This window comes from Paracoccus aerius, assembly GCF_014656455.1.
Lineage (GTDB): Bacteria > Pseudomonadota > Alphaproteobacteria > Rhodobacterales > Rhodobacteraceae > Paracoccus > Paracoccus aerius.
The window spans coordinates 237,380-257,559 of record NZ_BNCL01000002.1 but is presented as its reverse complement, the minus strand read 5'-3'; the positions used below and the strand labels follow the sequence as shown (position 1 = coordinate 257,559).

The following is a 20,180-nucleotide window of genomic DNA, read 5'->3' as shown; positions in this document are numbered from 1 at the left end:
ATAAGGGGCGGCACTGAAGGATATCGTTCCTGACAAGGACGATGCCGCCCCGACGAAACAAGAGCCGATCCCATGAACAGCCAAGCCGAAACCCCTCTCGCTCCGGCGACATTGACGCATCTGCAACGCCTGGAAGCCGAAAGCATCCACATCATGCGCGAGGTGGTGGCGAATGCCGAAAACCCGGTGATGCTGTATTCAGTGGGCAAGGATTCGGCCTGCATGTTGCATCTGGCGCGCAAGGCCTTTTATCCCGCGCCGCCCCCTTTCCCGTTGCTGCATGTGGACACGACCTGGAAATTCCAGGCGATGTATGAATTGCGCGACCGGGCCGCCAAGGCCGCGGGCATGGATCTGATCGTCCACCAGAACCCCGAGGCCAAGGAACAGGGCATCAACCCCTTCGACCACGGCCCCCTTCACACCGACATGTGGAAGACCGAGGGGCTGAAGCAGGCGCTGACGAAATACAACTTCGACGTGGCCTTCGGCGGCGCGCGCCGCGACGAGGAAAAGTCCCGCGCCAAGGAACGGATCTTTTCCTTCCGTTCGGCCAACCATCGCTGGGATCCCAAGAACCAGCGGCCCGAACTGTGGAAGCTGTACAACACCCGCAAGTCCAAGGACGAATCGATCCGCGTCTTCCCGCTGTCGAACTGGACCGAGCTGGACATCTGGCAATACATCCACCTCGAAAACATCGAGATCGTGCCGCTGTATTTCAGCGAACCGCGCCCGGTCGTGGAACGCGACGGGCTGCTGATCATGGTCGATGACGACCGCTTCCCGCTGAATGGCGAAACCCCGCAGATGCGGTCGGTCCGCTTCCGCACGCTGGGCTGCTATCCCCTGACCGGCGCCGTCGAATCCAACGCCCGCACCCTGCCCGAGGTGATCCAGGAAATGCTGCTGACCACCACGTCCGAACGGCAGGGCCGGGCCATCGACAAGGATCAGGCCGCCTCCATGGAGAAGAAGAAGCAGGAAGGGTATTTCTGAGATGACCGCGCACACCCAGGATCCCGTCTATGTGACCGATGCCCTGATTTCGCAGGACATCGACGCCTATCTGCTGAAGCACCAGCACAAGACCATGCTGCGCTTCATCACCTGCGGATCAGTCGACGACGGCAAGTCCACGCTGATCGGCCGCCTGCTTTACGACAGCAAGATGATCTTCGAGGATCAGCTTGCGTCCCTGGAAGCCGACAGCAAGGTGTCGGGCACCCAGGGCGGAGAGATCGACTTTGCCCTGCTGGTCGACGGCCTGGCCGCCGAACGCGAACAGGGCATCACCATCGACGTGGCCTATCGCTTCTTCGCGACCGACAAGCGCAAGTTCATCGTGGCCGATACGCCGGGGCATGAACAATACACCCGCAACATGGTCACCGGCGCATCCACTGCCGATCTGGCCGTCATCCTGATCGACGCGCGCCAGGGCGTGCTGACCCAGACGCGTCGGCACAGCTATCTGGTGAACCTGCTGGGCATCAAGAACATCGTGCTGGCCGTCAACAAGATGGACCTTGTCGATTACTCGGCCGAACGCTTCTACGAGATCGTCAGCGATTACTCGCATTTCGCCAAGCAGATCGGCATGGACAGCTTCCTGCCGATCCCGATTTCAGGGCTGAAGGGCGACAATATCGTTTCCAGAAGCCCGGAAATGCCCTGGTACCAGGGGCCGACCCTTCTGGGCCATCTTGAGGAAGCGCCTGTCAGCGACACGGCCATGCAGGACGCCCCCTTCCGCATGGCGGTGCAATGGGTGAACCGCCCGCATCTGGATTTCCGCGGCTTCGCGGGCCAGATCAGCGCGGGCGCCGTCCATCCCGGCGATCCGGTGCGCGTCCTGCCCTCGGGCAAGACCACCACCGTCAAGTCCATCGTGACCTTCGACGGCGACCTGCACCAGGCCGTCGCGGGCCAGTCCGTCACCCTGACCTTCGCCGATGAGATCGACTGTTCGCGCGGCGACGTGATCGTGCGCGCCGACGCCCCCTGCGAGGTGGCCGATCAGTTCGAGGCGACCCTGGTCTGGATGGCCGAGCAGGAAATGCTGCCGGGCCGGCCCTATCTGCTGAAGATCGGCACCCAGACCGTCAGCGCCACCATCACCGAGCCGAAATACGAGGTGAACGTCAATACGATGGAGCATCTCGCCAGCAGGACGCTGGGCTTGAATGCCATCGGCGTGGTCAATATCTCGACCGACCGGCCAGTGCCCTTTGAAGCCTATGCCGACAACCCGGACCTTGGCGGCTTCATCCTGATCGACCGGATGACGAACGCCACCATCGCCGCCGGGATGCTGCATTTCGCGCTGCGCCGGTCGCAGAACATCCACTGGCAATCGACCGACATCAACCGTGACGCCCATGCCGCGCAGAAGAACCAGAGGGCCAAGGTCGTCTGGTTCACCGGCCTGTCAGGTTCGGGCAAGTCCACAATCGCGAATATCGTGGAACGCAAGCTGCACGCGATGGGCAAGCATACCTTCCTGCTGGACGGCGACAACGTGCGCCACGGGCTGAATCGCGACCTGGGCTTCACCGATGCCGACCGCGTGGAAAACGTCCGCCGCGTGGGCGAGGTCGCCAAGCTGATGACCGATGCCGGCTTGATCGTGCTGACCGCGTTCATCTCGCCCTTCCGGTCGGAACGGCGGATGGTCCGCGACATGATGGCCGCGGGCGAGTTCCTCGAGGTTTATGTCGATACCCCGCTGGACGTGGCCGAGGCGCGCGATGTGAAAGGTCTCTACAAGAAGGCGCGGTCGGGCCAGTTGAAGAACTTCACCGGCATCGACAGCCCCTACGAGGCACCCGAACAGGCCGAATTGGTGGTCAACACCGTGGCCCTGACAGCCGAGGAAGCCGCCGACCGGGTGATCGCGGCGATCCTGTCGCAAGGCTGACCGGTCCCGGACAGCCGATCCTGCTACGGTCATCAGCCGGCCTCTGCCCCTTTGCGGACGCGGGCTTTGGCTGTGCCTTTGCCAACCCGGCTCTGCAGCCTGCCGATCACGTCGCTCTGCATGGGCGGACCTTCGCACATGCAGAAAAATAAGCCGGATGTCAGGAACCTCTCGGGTTTATAAATGTTAAAACGCCGTAGTTGATCTGCTATTTTTGCAATGACTTAACGAGTATGCCCGCCCTTTTCGGCGGGCATTTTTCGGTCTTGTTTCACCCTCTGGTTGATCGGTTGATCAATAACCGAAGATGTCATCCGCAAGCTGTGCGGGCGTAAGGTTTGGATCGCGAACAAGAATACGGTCCCCATCCCCAAGATCGATTACAACCCCAGCGGAAGTTCTTGTCATGTGGTCGCGCATGAATGCCGCAGGGTCGGCGTCCAGCAGGATCCGCGGGATCAGCAGGCGGTCGGCATCGTGGTCAAAGCCCTGGATCGTGTCAAAGCCGCCCCCGCGGGCAAAGACAAAGGTATCTGCCCCTGCCCCGCCATTCAGCAGGTCATTGCCGATGCCCCCGCTCAGCGTGTCGTTCCCCGCACCGCCCGACAGGCTGTCCGCGCCCCTTTCGCCGATCAGCCAGTCGTTTCCGGCATCGCCTGCCATCAGGTCATTGCCGTCGCCGCCCCAAAGCCGGTCATTGCCAGCCGCCCCGCGCAGCGTGTCATGCCCCGCTTCGCCGCGCAGCATGTCATGGCCATCCATCCCTGCCAGAAGGTCGTTGCCGACGCCGCCCTGCAGCGTGTCATTGCCAAGGCCACCGTCCAGGCTGTCCGCACCCGCACCGCCAATCAGCCGGTCATGGCCTGCCTGGCCCAGCAGGCGGTCATGGCCGCCCGCACCACTGACCCAATCATCGCCAGCGCCTGCGTCGACAGTGTCGTTGCGGTTGGTCAGCCCCAGGTCGTCATTCCCGGCACCCGGTCCTGCAGCGGCCAGCCGGACGCCGGACGCGCTGTCCAGCCAGTCCGCACGGCTTTGCATCGTGCCGTTGACGCTGGGCTGGGCGACCTTCTGGAAGCTCCCCGTATCCGGCCGGACCTGCCCATCGGTGCGGGCAAAGTTCTGCGTCACCATCAGCACCGGGTAATCGTATCCGTTGACCCGCATCGTGCCGGTCTGCAGGCCGATCCCCAGATACGAGGTGGCGCCCATGATGTTGGCGTAATGGCCGGGGCTGTCCATCAGGTTCTGGTGCAGGTGACGGATCTCATCGCGCAGATCCGACGCGCCCTGGATGCTGACATAGGCGATATTCTCGGCCGTTGCCCAACTGCCGGCCAGATCGAAGCCCGCGGCCTCGATCCGCTGGCGAGGGGATGAACCGCCCTGCCCCGTATGGGAAAACACGTCCTTGTCCAGCAGCCAGCGACTATGCGCATCTGCCGAATCGTTCAGCCGTTTTTCCAGGGTCAGGGGCGGCAGCCCTCTGTCCTTGCGGGCCTGGTTGACGAGGCTGGCGAAGTAGCGTTCGTTTGCGGTGGCATAGGACATGTGACGGTCCAAGGATGGGGACGGTTCCTCAACCATAGCGTGTCAGGTATGAAAAGTTCGCTTAAGATATGTCAAATGCGAACTATCGCCGACGGCTGGCGCCCGGTCGGCGATTTTCCCCAGATCAGGGCACCCGGCGTCACGAAATGCGCGATAGCGGCGCAAGCCGAGGCTTTACGGATTGCAGACTGCCAGAGGACAGCCCGCAATCCCCCCGGTCCTAGTAGTCACGCTCGAAATAGATGCCCAGGGTGCTGCCGCCCTCGGTCCCGACGGATCCGCGCGCGGTCAGGGAATCGGTGACGTCCAGGTTCAGGTTCAGCGTGCTTCGCCCGTCGGCCCCCACCGCGACATCGGTATACAGGTTGTCCGACAGATACTTGCCCGCGCGGACCTGGACATTCCCGTCATCGTCGGTTGCCAGATCCAAGTCGTCCAGTCCAACCTGGTTGCGCAGGTTGCCGATGATCCCCTCGCCCCCCCTGCCCGCCAGGACGGCGATGGCGTTGGCAAGCTGGGCTGCCTGCAGCGGACTGATATTGTCCAGTCCGCGCCCGAACAGCAGTTGGGACAGCACCTCCTCCTCGGGCAGTTCGGGCGAGGATTCGAACGTGATCTCGGGGTCGCGGACCTCTCCGTCTATGATGATGCGGGTGGTGATGCCGTCCCGGTCGGTTTCAGCCACAAGGCGGATCACCGGGATCAGGCTGCCCTGCAGTTCGACCAGCCCCTCGGTCAGGTCGAACCGGCGGCCCAGCAGGTCCACCCGGCCCCGGATCAGTTCCAGGAAGCCGATGGGGATGGCGTTGCGGGTGGTTCCCTGGACCTGCAGCGACCCGCCCAGTTCCGCATCGACGCCGCGTCCGCGCACGAAGACCTGGTTCGGCGCGTTGATGACCAGATCCAGCCGCGGCGGCGCCGATGGCGGGGTCGAGGGCGGCCCGGCCATGCCCGCATCGCGCGCGGCCTGACTGGGATAGCCTTCAAGCCCGGCCTTGGCGCGGGTGGACCGGACAGGCCGCGTATCGCCGACATGGTTGATGTCCGGGATCGCCCTTGCTCCGCCAAGGCCGGTCGATGGGATGCGGATCTCGGTCTCGCCCAGGTTGACGACACCGGATATCAGCGGCCCGTCGGCATTGCTGCCCGACATGCGCAGGTTGCCGCTGATCTCGGTCTGGTACAGGTTCGGGTCGCGTGCGATGACCCGGTCCAGCACGATGGACAGGTCCAGCGTCCCGGCCTGCAGGTCAACCGGCCCGCTGACCTGCACGCGACCGCCCGCCGCGACATTGGCGCCGGCATCGACGCTGATGCGCCCGCCCGCGAGATCGGCCGTGGCATTCACGTCTTCCAGCCGGATCCCGACGCCCGGATCGACGATCTGGCCGTTGGTCAGTTGCACCCGGCCGCTGACCGATTGCAGCGAAGGCGGGCCGTTGACGGTCAGGTTCAGCGACAGCGGCCCTTCGACGCTGCGGGTGCGGATAAAGGTATTGGCGATCGACGCATTGCTGGAGCCGGTGATGGACAGGTCCATGGTCGAGAAATCGCGCGCGACGGTCCCTTCGACCTGCACCTGGGTGCTCCCCGGCGCGGTGATCGTCAGGTCAACGACGAATCTTGCCCCCTCTTCGCGAATGGTGCCGTTGACCTGCACGGGGCCGGGAAATTCAGGTTGCAGCAGACCCAGATCGGTCAGGCGCGCGCTGACGGTCATGCCGCTGGCGGTGTCGCCCTCGGCCTGGATTTGCAGCTGCGGGTTTTGGACGTTCAGCCGCTGGAAGGACAGCCCCGCCGGTGCTTGCGTGGCGGCGATGTCGAAGCTGGTCTGGCCCCGCAGCAGCGGATCGACGCGGGGCTGGCCCACCGACAGGCCCGAGGCGGTACCGGTCGCGGTGATGCGACGAACGGCGCCGTCTTGGACCAGCCGCGCATCGGCGTTCAGCGCGCCGCTGATGCCGTTGCCCAGGAAGCGCAGATCCTGCGCATTCACCTGCGCCGTCACATCCGTCCGGTTGCCCCCGACCGTGCCGCTGGCGGTCGCATTCAGGCGCGGATTTTCGACCCGGGCCTGTTCAATGGTGAAGACGCCGTTTTGTTCGGTGCCGGTCACGGCGAGGCGCGTTTCGCCGGCAAGCGCGCCATCGACCTGCGCTTGTCCAAAGGCAAGGTCGCGCCCCGTGCCGGTGACCTCCAGCCGCCGGATGCCGTCGCCTGCCTCGCGGAAGCTGCCGGTCAGGTTCAGGGCACCGCGCCAGCCAGGGCCGAAGGGCGCAAGCGAGGCCACCTGAACATCGGCCGAGATATCGGTGACGCCGGGGCCATAGACCCCTTGGGCGGTCGCGTTCATCTGGTCGTTGACCAGTTCCACGTCGCGCAGGGTGACGGTGCCGTCCCGTTCCTCGGCCTGCACCCGCAGGCGGGTTGTGCCGGTCAGGGCGGCATCGGCGTTCCCCACGCCGAAGGACAGGTTCTGCCCCGATCCCGTCATGTCGATGAAGCGCGTGCCGTCCTGTTCGGTCAGCCGGGCCATGGCATCAAAGCCGCCGGTCCAGCCTTCGCGGATCGCGGACAGATCCGGCACGGACAGATCCAGATTGGCGTCAAGCGCGCCTTGGGCAAAGCTGCCCCGTCCTTCGGCGCGGATCTGGGGGTTGGCCAGGCGAAACACCTCGACCTCGTAACCCGCGGGCTTTTCGGCGGCCAGCAGGGTCAGGGTGGTCTGGCCTTCAAGCGCGTTGTCCAGGGCCTCGATGCCGATGCGCAGATCCTCGGCCTCGCCGCTGACGGTCAACTGGCGCGAACCGGCTGCGCCCGACAGCTTAGCCTCGGCCTGAAGCGCGCCCGAGAAGTTCGGGTCGGCATCCTGCAGCGAGGGCATCGAGATCGTCGCGGTCAGATCGCTGGACAGGCTGTTGACATAGCCCTGCGCCTGCGCGGTCAGGCGCTGCGCGTTGACGGACAGATCCTCGATCTCGATCCCGGTTTCGTCACGGCGGGCGTCCAGGGTGATGGTGGACTGCCCTTCCAGCAGGCGGTCAAGCTGCGGTTGGTCCAGTGCGATATCGGTGCCGGTCACGCTGGCGTCGATGTCGAAGCTGCGGTTGAGAAAGCGGTAATAGCCGCGCAGGCTGGCATCGGCCCTGCCCTGAATATCCCGCCCGGCCAGCGTCGATAGACGGGCCAGATCCTCGTAACGGGCATCGGCATCGACCGACAGGACGAAGCCGCTGCCCAGGCCCGACAGCAGCACAAGCCCGTCCAGGCCATAGTCGGGACCGGTGACCGTCAGGTCGGAAAACTCGACCGCGTTGCCGGGCGTGAAGTCGAAGCTGGTGCTGCCGGTGATTTCGGGACCGATGGCCTGGGCCAGACCCGCATCGGCAAAGACCATCTGCCGCGACCCGAAGCGGATGCCGCCGTTCAGGGACGCAAAGCTGCCCCCTTCCAGCACCACCGCGCCCGACCCGTCCAGTTGCAATTCGCCCAGCAGCACATCGCCCAGGTCAAGCGCGCCGACACGGCCGTTCAGGGTCCAGCCCTGGCCCTGCGCCGTGTCATATTGCAGTTCCAGCCGCCCGCTTTCCACGGTCGAGTTCTCGCCCGCGAAGGGCAGGGGAACCGGCACCTGCGCGGCGCCCGCGTCCGATCCAAGCGCGATCAGCAATTCGGCATTCTGCGGCGCGCCCTGGGCATTGACGGCAAGCGAGCCGTCCAGCGACAGTGCCTCGGTCACAAGGTTCAGGGTGGGGATTTCCAGCCGTCCGTCCTCGCCTCGCCAGCCTTCGGCGCGAAGCTGGACCTGGTTGCCGAAGAAGGCGCGGTTCTGCGGCGCCAGCAGGGAGGCTACATCGCCACCCAGTTGCAACGCGAAATTGGTCCCGGGATCGCCGGCGGGGCCGGGGGCGCCTGATGCGCTGACGCGGCCCGTCACCCGCGGCAGCCCGTCGGTCGCCAGCCGGATGTCGACGCCAAAGTCGCGGATCTGGCCCTCGCCGCTGATTTCCGCCACGACCGAGGGCTTGTCGTAAAGGTCTATCAGGTTGACCAGCAGCCCGTCGGCAGCCTCGTCAAGCGTCAGGTTCACGCGCAGGACCTGCGTTTCGTTGGAAAAGCCGGCATCCAGGTTGAAGTTGCCGCGCGGACCGTCCAGCCGCTGGATCGCAAGCCGGGCCTGGCCCTCGCCGCCCTCAAGGCTCATGCCGCCGGTCAGGGAGATAGCGGCCGCAAGGCCGATGACGGGTTCGCCCAGTTCCACCCGCTCGGCCCGGATCTGCTCGATATTCAGGGCGACGGGCAACTCGGGCAGGGCGAATTCGAATTCGCGCGCTTCGGCGGTGGGGGCCTGTGCCTCGCCCACCGGCAGGCGGGGCAGCAGGATCTCGCGGGCCGACAGTTCCGCGATCTCGATCCGGCCGCGCAGCAGGGCCGAGCGGTTCCACTGGATCGCGCCATCGTTCAGCGTCAGCCAGACGCCGTCGCGGTCGGCGATGGTGATCCGGTCAAAGGTCGCGCGTGACGAGAGCGCGCCTTGGAAGCCGTCGATCACGACCTCGCGGCCGGCACTGGACAGGTTGCGTTCCAGAAGCCGGGTCAGGAAGCCGCGGTCGTCGCTTTCCTGCTGGGAGATCTCGGCCGCGCTTTGCGCCATGACTGACAGCGGGAACAGGATCGCGAAAAGGATCAGCCAGAGTTTGCGCATTAGAAAGCCTGCCCCAGTCCAAGATACAGTTGCACGCCCTCGCCAGTGTCCCCCCCGGTAGGTCCGGCCACGTCGAAACGCAGCGGCCCGATGGGCGTGTTATAGCGAACGCCGATCCCCGCCCCCGAGTGCCATTCGCTTCCGCCGTTCCAGCCATCTTCCGCCCAGACCTCGCCGTAATCGGCGAATGCCACGACGCCGATCCTTTCGCGGACCTGCCAGCGGACCTCGGCCGACAGGGTTGCCACGCTCATCCCGCCGGTCTTGATCGTGTCGCCTGCTTCGTTCTCGATCTCCTCGACCCCCAGCGACTGGTAAGGCTGCCCTCGCACGGTGCCGCCCCCGCCCGAGAAGAACAGGTAGTTGCGCGGCGTGTTCTGGATTTCGCTGCCCAGGACGCTGCCGATGCGGGCGCGGCCCGCCAGGGTGAAGCGGTCGTCCGTGCCGAAGGAACGGAAGACGCGGCCCTCGCCCAGGATGCGGATGCCTGAATCGGTGCCGTCGAAGCCCTTGAAGGGCGTGGCGTCGCCCTGCAGGTAATAGCCGCGCTTGGCGTTGTTTTCGTTGTCGCGCGCGTCCCACAGGACGCTTGTGGGCAGGGCCAGGACCTTGAAGTCGGTTTCCTCGCCGCCCTCGTCGTAAACGCGGGAAAACTGGTACTGGATCGCCGTGTCGAAGGTGAAGCGGTCGCTGAAGATATAGTTGAAGCCCAGGCCGATGATGCCGGTATCCTCGTCGTAGTCTTCCTCTCGCATCCGGGTCAGGCTGGTCAGGACATAGGCCGTGGTATCAGGCGTGATGGTGGCAGGCCTGTCGATGCGCAGGGTGATGCGTTCGTCCCGGCCGCTGCTGTCGGATCCCATGTCCTTGACCTCGCCCTCGATCCGCAGGCGTTCGGCCCCGCCCAGAAGGTTGCGATGCATCCAGTAGGCCGACACCATCGCCCCGTCGGTCGAGGAAATCTCGAAGCCCGCGCCGATCCGGCGGGGCTTCTGTTCGACCACCGTCAGGTTGATGTCCATGCTGCCGTCGGGGTTCAGGGTTTCCGCCTCTTCCAGGGTGATGGCGGAAAAGACGCCGGTCCGGCGCAGGCGCTTCCTGACATCCTCGACCTCGTCTGGATCGAAGCGCGCGCCTTCGGGCAGGCCCGCGATCTTGTGCAGCCTGCGGGGGTTCATGCGGTCGTATCCGCGCATGTTCAGCCGCCCGAAAGTGACGGCGGGTCCGGGTGCCAGGCCGATCTGGCTGTCCACGGTGTTGGTGTTGTGATCCGCCGTGATCTCTTGTCCCGCGACCTCGGCCTTGGCGTGGCCGACCTCGCGCCAGCCCGCGACGCCGGCCCGTGCGGCGCCCCGGATCGTGCCGGTGCCCGCGACCTCGCCCTGGCGGTATTCGGCGGGCAGGTCGGTTCGGGGGGCGACAGGCGCAATGGCCGCGCGCGAAAAGCGGAAGCGCGGGCCGGTCTGCACGCTGACGACCACCTGTCGCACGACCTCGGGCGCGTCCAGCGGCGCGACCTCGGCCGCCTCGACCCCGTCCAGGGTTATGTTGATGATGGCCGAGTAGTAGCCCCGGTCATAAAGGTTGCCCAGGATCCGGGCGTAATCGCCCCGCGCCGCCGCCAGCACGTCCTGTCCCGTGGTCCGGCCTTCTGACAGCGCGCCCGAGATCAGCGAGCCGTTGCGCAGCGGCTGTTCCAGGTCGTCGGCGCCCTGGATGCGGAACTGCAGGTCCACCGGGCCTTCGTCCGTGCGTCCCCCGAACAGGCCGGAAAAGGGCGAGGATGCGGATTGCGCCCAGGCCATTCCTCCAAGGCCCATGACCGTGGATGCCAGAAGCGCCGCCCGAAGATATGCCCGCATGTCCTGCCCTGCCGTTCTTGCTTTGCCTCATATGAACAGGACGCCCGGGTGAATCCAAGCGATTCATCGGCAGAAACCGGGGCGGCGGACGGGATTCCGCCACCCGGCGCGGTCAGGACAGGGCGGCCAGACAGCCGTGCAAGGCGGCCATGTCGTCGCGGATCAGGAAGATCGGCGTGTTTTCGGGGATGTGGCGCATATAGGGCTCGGCCAGGAAGGACGCCTCGAACCGATCCATCCGGTCCGAGATGCTGCGCCCGACGCTGCCCGCCAGGAACATCCCTTCCAGCGGCATGAAGCGCAGCGCCAGTTCCCGGCACAGCAGACCCACCAGGTCGGTGAACAGGTCATAGGTCGCATTGGCGACGGGATCGCCCGCATCCGCTGCCCGGTCGATCTGCTCGCCCGGCACGGGCGTCGTTTGTGTCAGCGCGGCATGAAGGCGCGACAACCCGCGCCCGGCAAAGGCTTCCTCGGTCGAGATGAAGCCCGCCATCGCCTCGGGGCCGACGGCGTCCAGCAGGCGAAGATAGATGTTGGCGGGCAGGCTGGTATGGCCTTCCTCGGCCTCGAGCGCGGCGATGGCCCCGCCGGGCAGGCTGCGGACCGCGCAGACGTTGAAGCCGGTGCCCAGGTTCACGACCAGCGACTGCCCATTGCGGGGTCGGCCGGACGGCGCGCTGCGCAGCGTGGCCAGCCCGTCGCCTGCCAGAACCGGCGTGGCATAGCCCATCGCGGTCAGGTCGTTGATCAGCCGGACATGGTCCGCATCGGTCAGCCGCGCCAGCCGATCCTCGGAAAAGTCCCAGGGCCGGTTGGTCAGCCGCGCCCGCCCGTTGCTGACCGGACCTGCCACCGCCACGCAGACGCCGGTGATGCGGGGCTGGTCCTGTTCCTGCAGGAACTGGCGCACCACGTCATCGAAGCTGGCATAGTCGTCGCCGCGAAAGCGGGTCACCGACTGCCGGTCGATGACGCCGTTTCGCGCAATGGCCAAACGAGCGTTCGTGCCCCCCACATCGCCCAGAAGTATCGCCATTCGGGGACCGTCCTTCCTGTCGCCTTAGCCCTTTACAACGCAGGACAATTGCCGGTTTCGACAGCCAACGCAACGCCGCGTCGCGCCAAAAAGCGGAACCCACCGCGCCGCCGATACGTTTTTCCCCAGCAAACACTGAAGAAAGGCCCTGTCATGTCCCGCATCGCAACCCGCATCGTCCGCCTTGGCGTGGCCGGCAGCGTCGCGGCGCTGATGGCCATGCCAGCCATTTCCGCGACCAGGCCCGACCAGCCCGTGCAGGCATGGCCGGCAATGGCGGGGGTCGATACCGCGACCCTGCTGGAACAGGCCCAGGACCTGCCCACGTCCGACATGGCGGTGGGCGACCAGCCCTATTGCGCCGCCGATGCCGAGATCCAGCAGACCCTGCGCCATGACTTCAACGAGACGCCCGTGCCCGGCGACGGCCATGCCGCGACCGAGTTGTGGGCCTCGGACCAGATGGGCACTTGGACGCTGGTCGCGCCACGCCGCGATGACACAAGCTGCATCATCGCCTCGGGCATCGGTTATGACCAGGCACGGGACGTGGATGTCTACTACCAGACGGCAGGCCTGCGCTAACTGACCCGGCGCAGGAAGGCGCGGGTGCGGTCGTCCTGCGGATCGCCGAAGATCTGCGCGGGCGGTCCCTGTTCGACGATGCGCCCGCCTTCCATGAAGACGATCCGGTCGGCGATCTCGCGCGCGAACTGCATCTCGTGCGTGACGATCAGGATGGTCTGCCGGCCATCGGCGATCGACCGGATCAGGTCCAGAACCTCGCCCACCCATTCGGGATCAAGCGCACTGGTCGGTTCGTCGAACAGCAGCAGGTCGGCGTCCAATGCCATCGCCCGGCCGATGCCCACGCGCTGCTGCTGTCCGCCCGACATGGCGGATGGATAGCTGTCGCCGCGATCGCCCAGGCCGATCTGGCCCAGAATCTCGTCGGCGCGCGCGGCGGCGCGGGCCTTGGACCAGCCGCGGACGGTGGTCAGCCCTTCCATGATGTTCTGCCGAGCGGTCTTGTTGGCGAACAGCGCATAGTTCTGGAACACAAAGCCCGTCCTGCGCCGCAGCGCCAGGATGTCCGCCCGCGACGCGCGCGCGGCATCAACCGACAGATCGCCAACCGTGATCCGCCCCACATCGGGCGCATCCAGCCAGTTCATGCAGCGCAGAAGCGTCGATTTGCCGGTGCCGGAGGGGCCGATGATCGCCACCCGCTCACCGGGTTTCAGGCACAGGTCGATGCCGTCCAGGACAATGTTCGTCCCGAACCGCTTGACCAGGCCGGCAATGTCGATCTCGCATGTCATCGTGCAACCGCCTTTCCCAGCCGGCGTTCCATCCAGCGTTGCCCGACCGACAGCGCCTCGACCATGATCCAGTAGATCACCGCGACGACCAGGAAGGCTTCCAGATACAGGAAGCTGCCGGCCGCTTCCTTTTGCGCGGCGCCCATCATCTCGGTCACGCCGAGGGTAAAGGCAAGCGAGGTGCTTTTGATCAGGTCGATGAAATAGTTCATCAACGTCGGCGCAGCAACGCGGGACGCCTGCGGCAGGACGATCCGGCGCAGAAGCTGGCCCTGCGTCATCCCGATCGATTGCGCGGCCTCCCATTGGCTGCGGTCCACGCCAAGGATCGCGCCGCGGATGCTTTCCGCCATATAGGCCGCGAAATGCAGCGTCAGGCCGATGACCGCCGCCGTGACCCCGTCGATATTGGTCAGCGCGGGCACAAGCTGCGGCAGCCCGTAGTAAAACAGGAACAGCTGCACCAGCAGCGGCGTGCCCCGGAAGAAGCTGATGAACACCGCCACCACGCCGTCCGCGACCGGCACGCGCAGGACGCGCACGATCGCAAGCAGCGCGGCCAGGATCAGCGCCGCCGCCATCGCGACAAGCGCCATTCCCAATGTCAGCGGGACATAGCCGAGGATGATCGGCACCAGATCCCACATATAGGCGGTATCAAGTGGCCTCATTCAGCGGCGGCCGCGGGCTTGGTCACATCGGCATCCAGCCATTTCCGCGAGATCTCGGCCAGGGTGCCGTTCTCCTTGAGCTGGGTGATGGCGGCATCCACCTTGTCGCGCATCGCCAGCCCTGCCTCGTCGTTGCGGAAGGGCAGGGCGTTCCGGATCTCGCTGAAGGGCTGGCCGGCCAGGGCCAGGGGCAGCGGGCTTTCCTTGATTACCTGGGCCGAGGAGACGCGGTCCATGACAAAGGCATCGACCCGGCCCAGGGCGGTGTCCTGTTCGATATTGCTTTCATAGGTGCGGATGTCGATTTCCGAGGCATAGGGCAGTTCACGCAGCAATTGCTCGTAATTCGAGCCCAGGTTCACCGCGACCGACTTGCCCTTGAGGCTTTCGGGGCCGGTGATCTCGCCCTCGTTGCCGGCCTTCACCACGACCTGCGCGCCGTCATAGACATAGGGCTGGGTGAAGGCGAACTTCGCCTCGCGTTCGGGGGTAATGGTGATCTGGTTCGCGACGGTGTCGATGCGGCCGGATTCCAGGGCACCGATCAGGCCGGAAAAGGACATGGTGACGAATTCGATGTCGTCGCCGGTGATCTCGCCCACGGCGTTCATCAGGTCCACCTCGAAGCCCTGCAATTCGTCGGCGCGTGTGAAGGTAAAGGGAAAATAGCCCCCCGACATGCCGACGCGGATCGTTTCCGCGGCGGCGGGCAGGGCGGTGGAAAGCGCCAGGGCGGCGGACAGGATGATGCTGCGCATGAGGAAAATCTCCTTATTCTACTGGGCCTTGAGATGCGCCGAGGGATGATCGGCCGCAAGTCCCCCGCCTGCAGAAAGGGACAAGATGCGCGACGGCTGGCAGGCCTTTGGGACGACAGTTGCGGGAAAACGGCTGGGCAGGAACAATGTTCCGCACCGCAATCATCGCCCAAGCAACAGGATTTCAAAACGGGCCGCGGGATTGCACAATCCTGTCTGGTTGCGCTAAATCCCTGGCATCCAGGGATGAGGGATCTTCATGAAACATGTCTATGCCGCGCTTTTGTGCGCAGCCTTCGCCGCGCCCGTTTCCGCGCAGGAAATCAAGATCGGCTATGCCTTGGCCGAGGACAGCCATTACGGCGCGGGCGCCAAGGCCTTCGAGGAATCCCTTAAGGAATCCCTGGGCGAGCAGTTCACCTTCCGGCATTTCCCCTCGTCCGGCCTGGGCGGCGAACGCGAGGTGCTGGAAGGGCTGCAACTGGGCACGGTGGAAATGACCATCGCATCCGACGGCACGCTGACCAATTTCGTTCCCGAAGTGGGCGTTCTGGGCATTCCTTTCCTGCTGCGCGACAAGGATCACGCCCGCAAGGTCCTGGACGGAGAGATCGGCGAGGAGATGCTGGCCAAGTTCGAGGACGCGGGCCTGCACGCCTTGGCCTGGGGCGAACAAGGGTTCCGCCACATCACCAGCAATCGCGGCGCCATCCAGGCGCCTGCCGACCTGGACGGGCTGAAGATCCGCACGATGGAAAACCCGGTCCATATCGAGGCCTTCCGCGCCCTTGGCGCCGCCCCCACGCCGATGGCCTGGCCCGAGGTGATCGGCGCATTGCAGCAGGGCGCCATCGACGGGCAGGAAAACCCGCTGTCGGTGATCGTCTCGGCCAAGCTGAACGAGGTGCAGGAATACCTGACACTGGACGGCCATGTCTATTCGTCCACCATCATCCTGGTTTCCCCGTCGCTCTGGGGCCAGTTGGACGACACCCAAAAGGCCGCCTTCGAAAAGGCCGCCGACGATGCGGTCGTGGCGATGCGCGCCTTTGTCGACGAAGTGGACGCTTCGGGGGTCGAGGCGATGAAGGCCGCGGGGATGGAGGTCAACGAGCTGACCCCCGAACAGAAGGCAGCCTTCCGCGATGCCCTGGCCGAACCCTACAAAGCCTACGAGGCGCAGTTCGGCGCCGACCTGATGGCACGGATCCAGGCGGTCGAATAAGCCCATGGCCCGCATCGAGCGCGCCTTTGTCGCCCTGAACGGGGCGATCCTTGTGCTGGTCCTGATGGGCATGGCGCTGATCCTGGGGTGGAACGTCGCCGGTCGCTATCTGACCGGCAACTCGCTGACCTGGGCTGACGAGGTGGCGCGCTATTCGATGATCTGGCTGACCTTCCTGGGCAGCGGCCTGGCCCTGCGCGAAGGCGCGCACGCGGCCATCACCAATGCCCAGGATGCCCTGCCGACTGGCGGACAGCGGGCCTTGCGCGCGCTGATCCTGGTCGTGCTGTTTTCCTTCTTCGCCTTCATGGTCTGGGTCGGCGTCGACTACATGAACCGGATGGCGGTCCAGAGATCGGCGGCGCTGCGCGTGCCGATGAAATGGATCTATGCGGCGATGCCGGTCGGTTTCGCGCTGATGATCGTCCATCTGGCCCTGATCGCGCCCCGCTATTGGCGGGCGGGCCTTCAGCAATCGGACGAGGCCGCCCTTGGTTGAGGTTCTGGGCATTGCCTTCCTGGTGCTGATGGCCATGGGCGTGCCCATCGCCTTCGCGCTTGCGATGGCGACATTCGCGGCGGTGGCGCTGTCGGGGCGCTATCCCATGGTGGTCGTCGTCAAGGAAATGTTCACCGGCCTTGACAGCTTTCCGCTGCTGGCGGTGCCCTTCTTCATCCTTGCGGCCGAGATTATGTCCACCGGCGCCATCTCGCGGATGCTGCTGCGGTTCGCGGCGCAGTTCGTGGGCCATCTGCGCGGGGGCCTGGGCTATGCCAATATCCTGTCCGGCACGCTGTTCGCGGGGATCTCGGGCTCGGCCCTGGCCTCGGCCGCGGGGCCCGGCGCGATGATGTCGCGGATGATGGAGCGCAGCGGCTATGCCAAGCCCTATGCCGGGGCGCTGACGATTTCGGTTGCGGTGATCGATCCGATCATCCCGCCCTCGATCACGATGATCATCTATGCGCTGCAGGACCGCAATGTCTCGGTTGGCTCGCTGTTCATGGCCGGGATCCTGCCCGGCCTGCTGATCGCGGCGCTGCTGGCGGGCGTCAACTGGTGGATCAGCCGCAAGCGCGGTTATCGCAGCGGCGATCCCCGCCCGCCCGCTGCGCAAATGGTCCGCAACAGCATCGCTGCCCTGCCCGCGCTTCTGCTGATCGTGCTGATCGTCGGCGGCATCCGGGGCGGGCTTTTCACCCCGACCGAGGCATCGGTCGTCGCCGTCTTCTATGCCATCGTCGTCAGCGCCGTCGTGTATCGCGGGTTCTCCTGGGCGGATCTGTGGGGCGCATTCCTGCGATCCGCTATCATGTCGGTGGCGGTGCTGATGATCCTGGCCGCAGCCCGCGCCTTCGCCTGGGTGTTGATCATCGAGGGCGTGCCGCAGGCCATGGCCGATGCGGTGATTGCCATGGATCTGTCGCCACTGGCCTTCCTGCTGATGGTGAACCTGCTGCTGCTGGTCTTCGGGATGTTCATGGACCCCCTGCCCGGCGTGATGATCCTGGTGCCGATCCTGGCGCCCATCGCCCACAGCCTGGGGATCGCCGCCGATCATTTCGCGATCGTGGTCATCGTGAACCTGACCTTCGGCCTGATGACGCCGCCGGTGGGGAGCCTGATCTTCGTTGTGGCGTCTGCCACCAAGCAGCGCCCCTCGGCCCTGATCCGCGAGTTGCCGCCCTTCTTTCTGGCCGCCCTGGCCGCGCTGATGATCCTGACCTTCGTGCCGGGGCTCTCGACCTGGCTGCCCCGGCTCAGCGGCTTCGCGCCCTAGACCACCATGGCCTTGATCGCCGCGACATGATCCGGTGCCGCCGACAGCGCGTCGCCGGCCAGGGCACGGGCCGCGTCCATCAGATCAGTCGGCGGGACAATGCGGTCGATCAGCCCCCAGGCAAGCGCCTCGGGCGCCTCGATCCGCTGGCCCGCCATCAGGATCATCTTCGCCCGCGCCGGTCCGACCAGCCGCGCCAGCCGGAAGGGATCCGAGCGCTGCGGCAAAAAGCCCAGTCGCATCACCGGATAAAAGAACCGCGCCTCGGGGACCGCGATGCGCAGGTCGCAGGCAAGCGCCATGCCGAAGGCCCCGCCCGCCAGCGTGCCATTCAAGGCGGCAATCGTCAGGCAGGACAGGCTGGCGACGCGGCCCGACAGCCGTTCCCATTCCGGCGACAGCGCAAGCCCGGCCTTCGCTTCGTCCAGGTCGGCCCCGGCCGAGAAGACCCGTCCCGTTGCGGTCAGCACCGCCGCCCGGCAGCCCGTCGCGGCGATCCGGTCGAAGGCGTCGGTCAGGTCGCGCAGCATCCCGGCCGTCAGGGAATTGGCCTTGTCCGGCCGGTCGATGGTGACGATGGCAAGGCCGTCTTCGGTCACGGAATGGATCACGCGATTGCTCCCTTGGAGTCCGGGGGACACTGTGCCACAAATCCCACAAGCAATGTTTTTCCGAAAGGTCTTTGGCATGGTCCGCCCCCTTGCAACCTCCGCCCTGGCGCTGATCCTTGGCGCGGTCCCCGTCCTGGCCGAGGTCACCCCCGCGCAGGTCTGGGAAAATCTGCAGAAATACAGCACCGACTATGGCTATGTCGTTTCCGGCAATGTCGATGACGCGGGCGGCACGCTGACCGTCACCGACGCGGTCTTCTCGATGACGAACGAAGACGGCAAGACCTCGCTGACCTTTCCGCAGATGACCTTCCAGGAAACCGGCGACGCCAAGGTCCGCGTCGTGGTCGAGGGCGACGTGGCGGTGGACAGCCGCTTCTCGGTCCCCGCCCCAGCCGAGGCCGAGGACATGGCCGAGGGCACGGATCCCGCGCCGGAAGCCGAAGCCCCGGAGATGGTGGAAATGGCGGTAACCGGGACGATCAAGGTGCCGGGCAACGAAATGGTCGTCTCGGGCACGCCCGAGGACATGCTTTACGAATATACCTATCCGACGCTGGCCTTCGACTTCTCGTTGCCGGCGGAACCGGGGCAGGACGCGACGATCCCCGTGACCGGGACGATCACCGACCTGGCTGGATCGCAGCGCAATGCCCAGGCCGATGGCGGCACGAACACGACCTATGACCTGACGGCCGCGCGGGCCGAGGTGCAGGTCGCGGCCACCATGCCCGCTGACGAGGCCGGTGCGGGCGGTGGCACCATGGATTTCCAGATTGCGCTGAACAACCTGGCCAGCCAGGGCAGCGGCAAGACCCCCGGCCAGACCTTCGACCTGGGCACCCAGATGGCCGAGGCCTTGGCTGCCGGGCTGACGCTGGACACCACCCTGACCTATGAAAGCCTTGAAGGCCGATTCGATGTCACGGGCAAGGATGAAATCGGCCAGGACCAGACCGGCCAGGGCAGCTTCGCCACCGGCGCCAGCGACCTTAGCTTCAGCCTGTCCGGCCAAGGGATGGGCTACAAGGCCAGCAGCGCGGATGCCAAGGCCGAGATGACGCTGGGCACCCTGCCCTTCCCCATCAGCTATGCGGTCGAGCAAATCTCGGCCGAGTTGCAGATCCCGGTGACAAAGGGCGACAGCGCCCAGCCGTTCAAGCTGGCCTATGCCCTGGAAGGCCTGACCTTCGCAGATGCGATCTGGAACCTGTTCGATCCCCAGAACCAGTTGCCGCGCGATCCGGCCAGCCTGACGGTCGATCTGTCCGGCGACGCGGTGCTGAACCAGGATCTGTTCGACCAGACCCAGCCGCAGTTGCAGACGGACGAGAACGGGATGCCCGTCGAACAGACGCCCTTCGCCCCGCGGAACCTGGCCGTCAACCGGGTCGCGCTTGATGCGGTGGGCGCCAAGGCCGAGATCACCGGATCGCTGGCCTTCGGCGACAATCCCAACGAGCCGGTCGGCACCCTGAACGGCACCTTCCAAGGTGTGAACGGGCTGATGGACAAGGTCGTCGCCATGGGACTGGTCCCCGAGGAACAGATGATGGGAATGCGCATGATGCTGGCGATGTTCGCCAAGCCCGCCGAGGGCAATCCCGACCAGCTGACCTCGGAAATCGAGTTCCGCGAAGGCGGGCAGATCTTCGCCAACGGCCAGCAGGTCAAGTAGGCCGGGCCGAACGGGCCTTGGCCGGGGCCTCGGTCCCGGCCTTTTTCATTCGCAGGC

General features: G+C 65.6%; 15 protein-coding genes. 7 read left to right on the top strand and 8 right to left on the bottom strand.

Annotation, left to right across the window (positions count from 1 at the left end):
* Positions 1-72 precede the first annotated feature (72 nt).
* Together cysD and cysN are read left to right on the top strand one after the other, a co-directional pair.
* Positions 73-999 (top strand): sulfate adenylyltransferase subunit CysD, encoded by a 927-nt coding sequence (gene cysD / locus IE224_RS03450; RefSeq protein ID WP_167620805.1) that lies wholly within the window; start codon positions 73-75, stop codon positions 997-999.
* A 1-nt stretch (position 1,000) separates the two neighbouring features.
* Positions 1,001-2,920, top strand: coding sequence for a sulfate adenylyltransferase subunit CysN (cysN, locus tag IE224_RS03445; protein WP_167620804.1), 1,920 nt, complete (start codon positions 1,001-1,003; stop codon positions 2,918-2,920).
* Positions 2,921-3,214: 294 nt separating this feature from the next.
* On the opposite strand, the gene IE224_RS03440 is transcribed toward cysN, so the two are convergent.
* The 4 genes from IE224_RS03440 to IE224_RS03425 all read right to left on the bottom strand — a co-directional run bounded on the left by IE224_RS03440 (position 3,215) and on the right by IE224_RS03425 (position 12,077).
* Positions 3,215-4,471, bottom strand: a complete 1,257-nt coding sequence (locus IE224_RS03440; RefSeq protein WP_191308074.1) for a CAP domain-containing protein — start codon at positions 4,469-4,471, stop codon at positions 3,215-3,217.
* A 220-nt stretch (positions 4,472-4,691) separates the two neighbouring features.
* Positions 4,692-9,176: a translocation/assembly module TamB domain-containing protein gene (locus IE224_RS03435; RefSeq protein WP_191308071.1), complete on the bottom strand. Its 4,485-nt coding sequence runs from the start codon at positions 9,174-9,176 to the stop codon at positions 4,692-4,694.
* Positions 9,176-11,038, bottom strand: a complete 1,863-nt coding sequence (locus IE224_RS03430) for an autotransporter assembly complex protein TamA (protein ID WP_167620801.1) — start codon at positions 11,036-11,038, stop codon at positions 9,176-9,178. The genes IE224_RS03435 and IE224_RS03430 overlap by 1 nt, the downstream gene beginning before the upstream one ends.
* Before the next feature lie 112 nt (positions 11,039-11,150).
* Positions 11,151-12,077, bottom strand: coding sequence for a glucokinase (locus IE224_RS03425; protein WP_191308069.1), 927 nt, complete (start codon positions 12,075-12,077; stop codon positions 11,151-11,153).
* 153 nt (positions 12,078-12,230) lie between these two features.
* On the opposite strand from IE224_RS03425, the gene IE224_RS03420 reads away from it, so the two are divergent.
* Entirely contained in the window at positions 12,231-12,662 is a 432-nt protein-coding gene (locus tag IE224_RS03420) for a hypothetical protein (protein WP_167620799.1), read from the top strand.
* On the opposite strand, the gene IE224_RS03415 is transcribed toward IE224_RS03420, so the two are convergent.
* Genes IE224_RS03415 through IE224_RS03405 form a run of 3 tightly spaced genes read right to left on the bottom strand, consistent with a single transcriptional unit; the run spans position 12,659 to position 14,828 of the window.
* Positions 12,659-13,399, bottom strand: coding sequence for an amino acid ABC transporter ATP-binding protein (locus IE224_RS03415; RefSeq protein WP_191308066.1), 741 nt, complete (start codon positions 13,397-13,399; stop codon positions 12,659-12,661). The genes IE224_RS03420 and IE224_RS03415 overlap by 4 nt on opposite strands.
* On the bottom strand, positions 13,396-14,070 hold the full coding sequence (locus IE224_RS03410) for an amino acid ABC transporter permease (RefSeq protein WP_167620797.1): 675 nt from the start codon (positions 14,068-14,070) through the stop codon (positions 13,396-13,398). The genes IE224_RS03415 and IE224_RS03410 overlap by 4 nt, the downstream gene beginning before the upstream one ends.
* On the bottom strand, positions 14,067-14,828 hold the full coding sequence (locus IE224_RS03405) for an amino acid ABC transporter substrate-binding protein (RefSeq protein ID WP_167620796.1): 762 nt from the start codon (positions 14,826-14,828) through the stop codon (positions 14,067-14,069). The genes IE224_RS03410 and IE224_RS03405 overlap by 4 nt, the downstream gene beginning before the upstream one ends.
* Positions 14,829-15,087: 259 nt before the next feature.
* On the opposite strand from IE224_RS03405, the gene IE224_RS03400 reads away from it, so the two are divergent.
* The 3 genes from IE224_RS03400 to IE224_RS03390 are packed head-to-tail and all read left to right on the top strand — an operon-like array spanning position 15,088 to position 17,834.
* Positions 15,088-16,053: a TRAP transporter substrate-binding protein gene (locus tag IE224_RS03400; RefSeq protein WP_191308064.1), complete on the top strand. Its 966-nt coding sequence runs from the start codon at positions 15,088-15,090 to the stop codon at positions 16,051-16,053.
* Between the two features lie 4 nt (positions 16,054-16,057).
* Positions 16,058-16,552 (top strand): TRAP transporter small permease, encoded by a 495-nt coding sequence (locus tag IE224_RS03395; RefSeq protein ID WP_167620794.1) that lies wholly within the window; start codon positions 16,058-16,060, stop codon positions 16,550-16,552.
* A complete protein-coding gene (locus IE224_RS03390) occupies positions 16,545-17,834 on the top strand; it encodes a TRAP transporter large permease (RefSeq protein WP_191308062.1) in 1,290 nt (429 codons plus the stop codon). The genes IE224_RS03395 and IE224_RS03390 overlap by 8 nt, the downstream gene beginning before the upstream one ends.
* On the opposite strand, the gene IE224_RS03385 is transcribed toward IE224_RS03390, so the two are convergent.
* Positions 17,831-18,445, bottom strand: coding sequence for an enoyl-CoA hydratase/isomerase family protein (locus IE224_RS03385; protein ID WP_373305493.1), 615 nt, complete (start codon positions 18,443-18,445; stop codon positions 17,831-17,833). The genes IE224_RS03390 and IE224_RS03385 overlap by 4 nt on opposite strands.
* Positions 18,446-18,521: 76 nt before the next feature.
* On the opposite strand from IE224_RS03385, the gene IE224_RS03380 reads away from it, so the two are divergent.
* A complete protein-coding gene (locus tag IE224_RS03380) occupies positions 18,522-20,123 on the top strand; it encodes a DUF2125 domain-containing protein (RefSeq protein WP_191308058.1) in 1,602 nt (533 codons plus the stop codon).
* Positions 20,124-20,180: the final 57 nt, after the last annotated feature.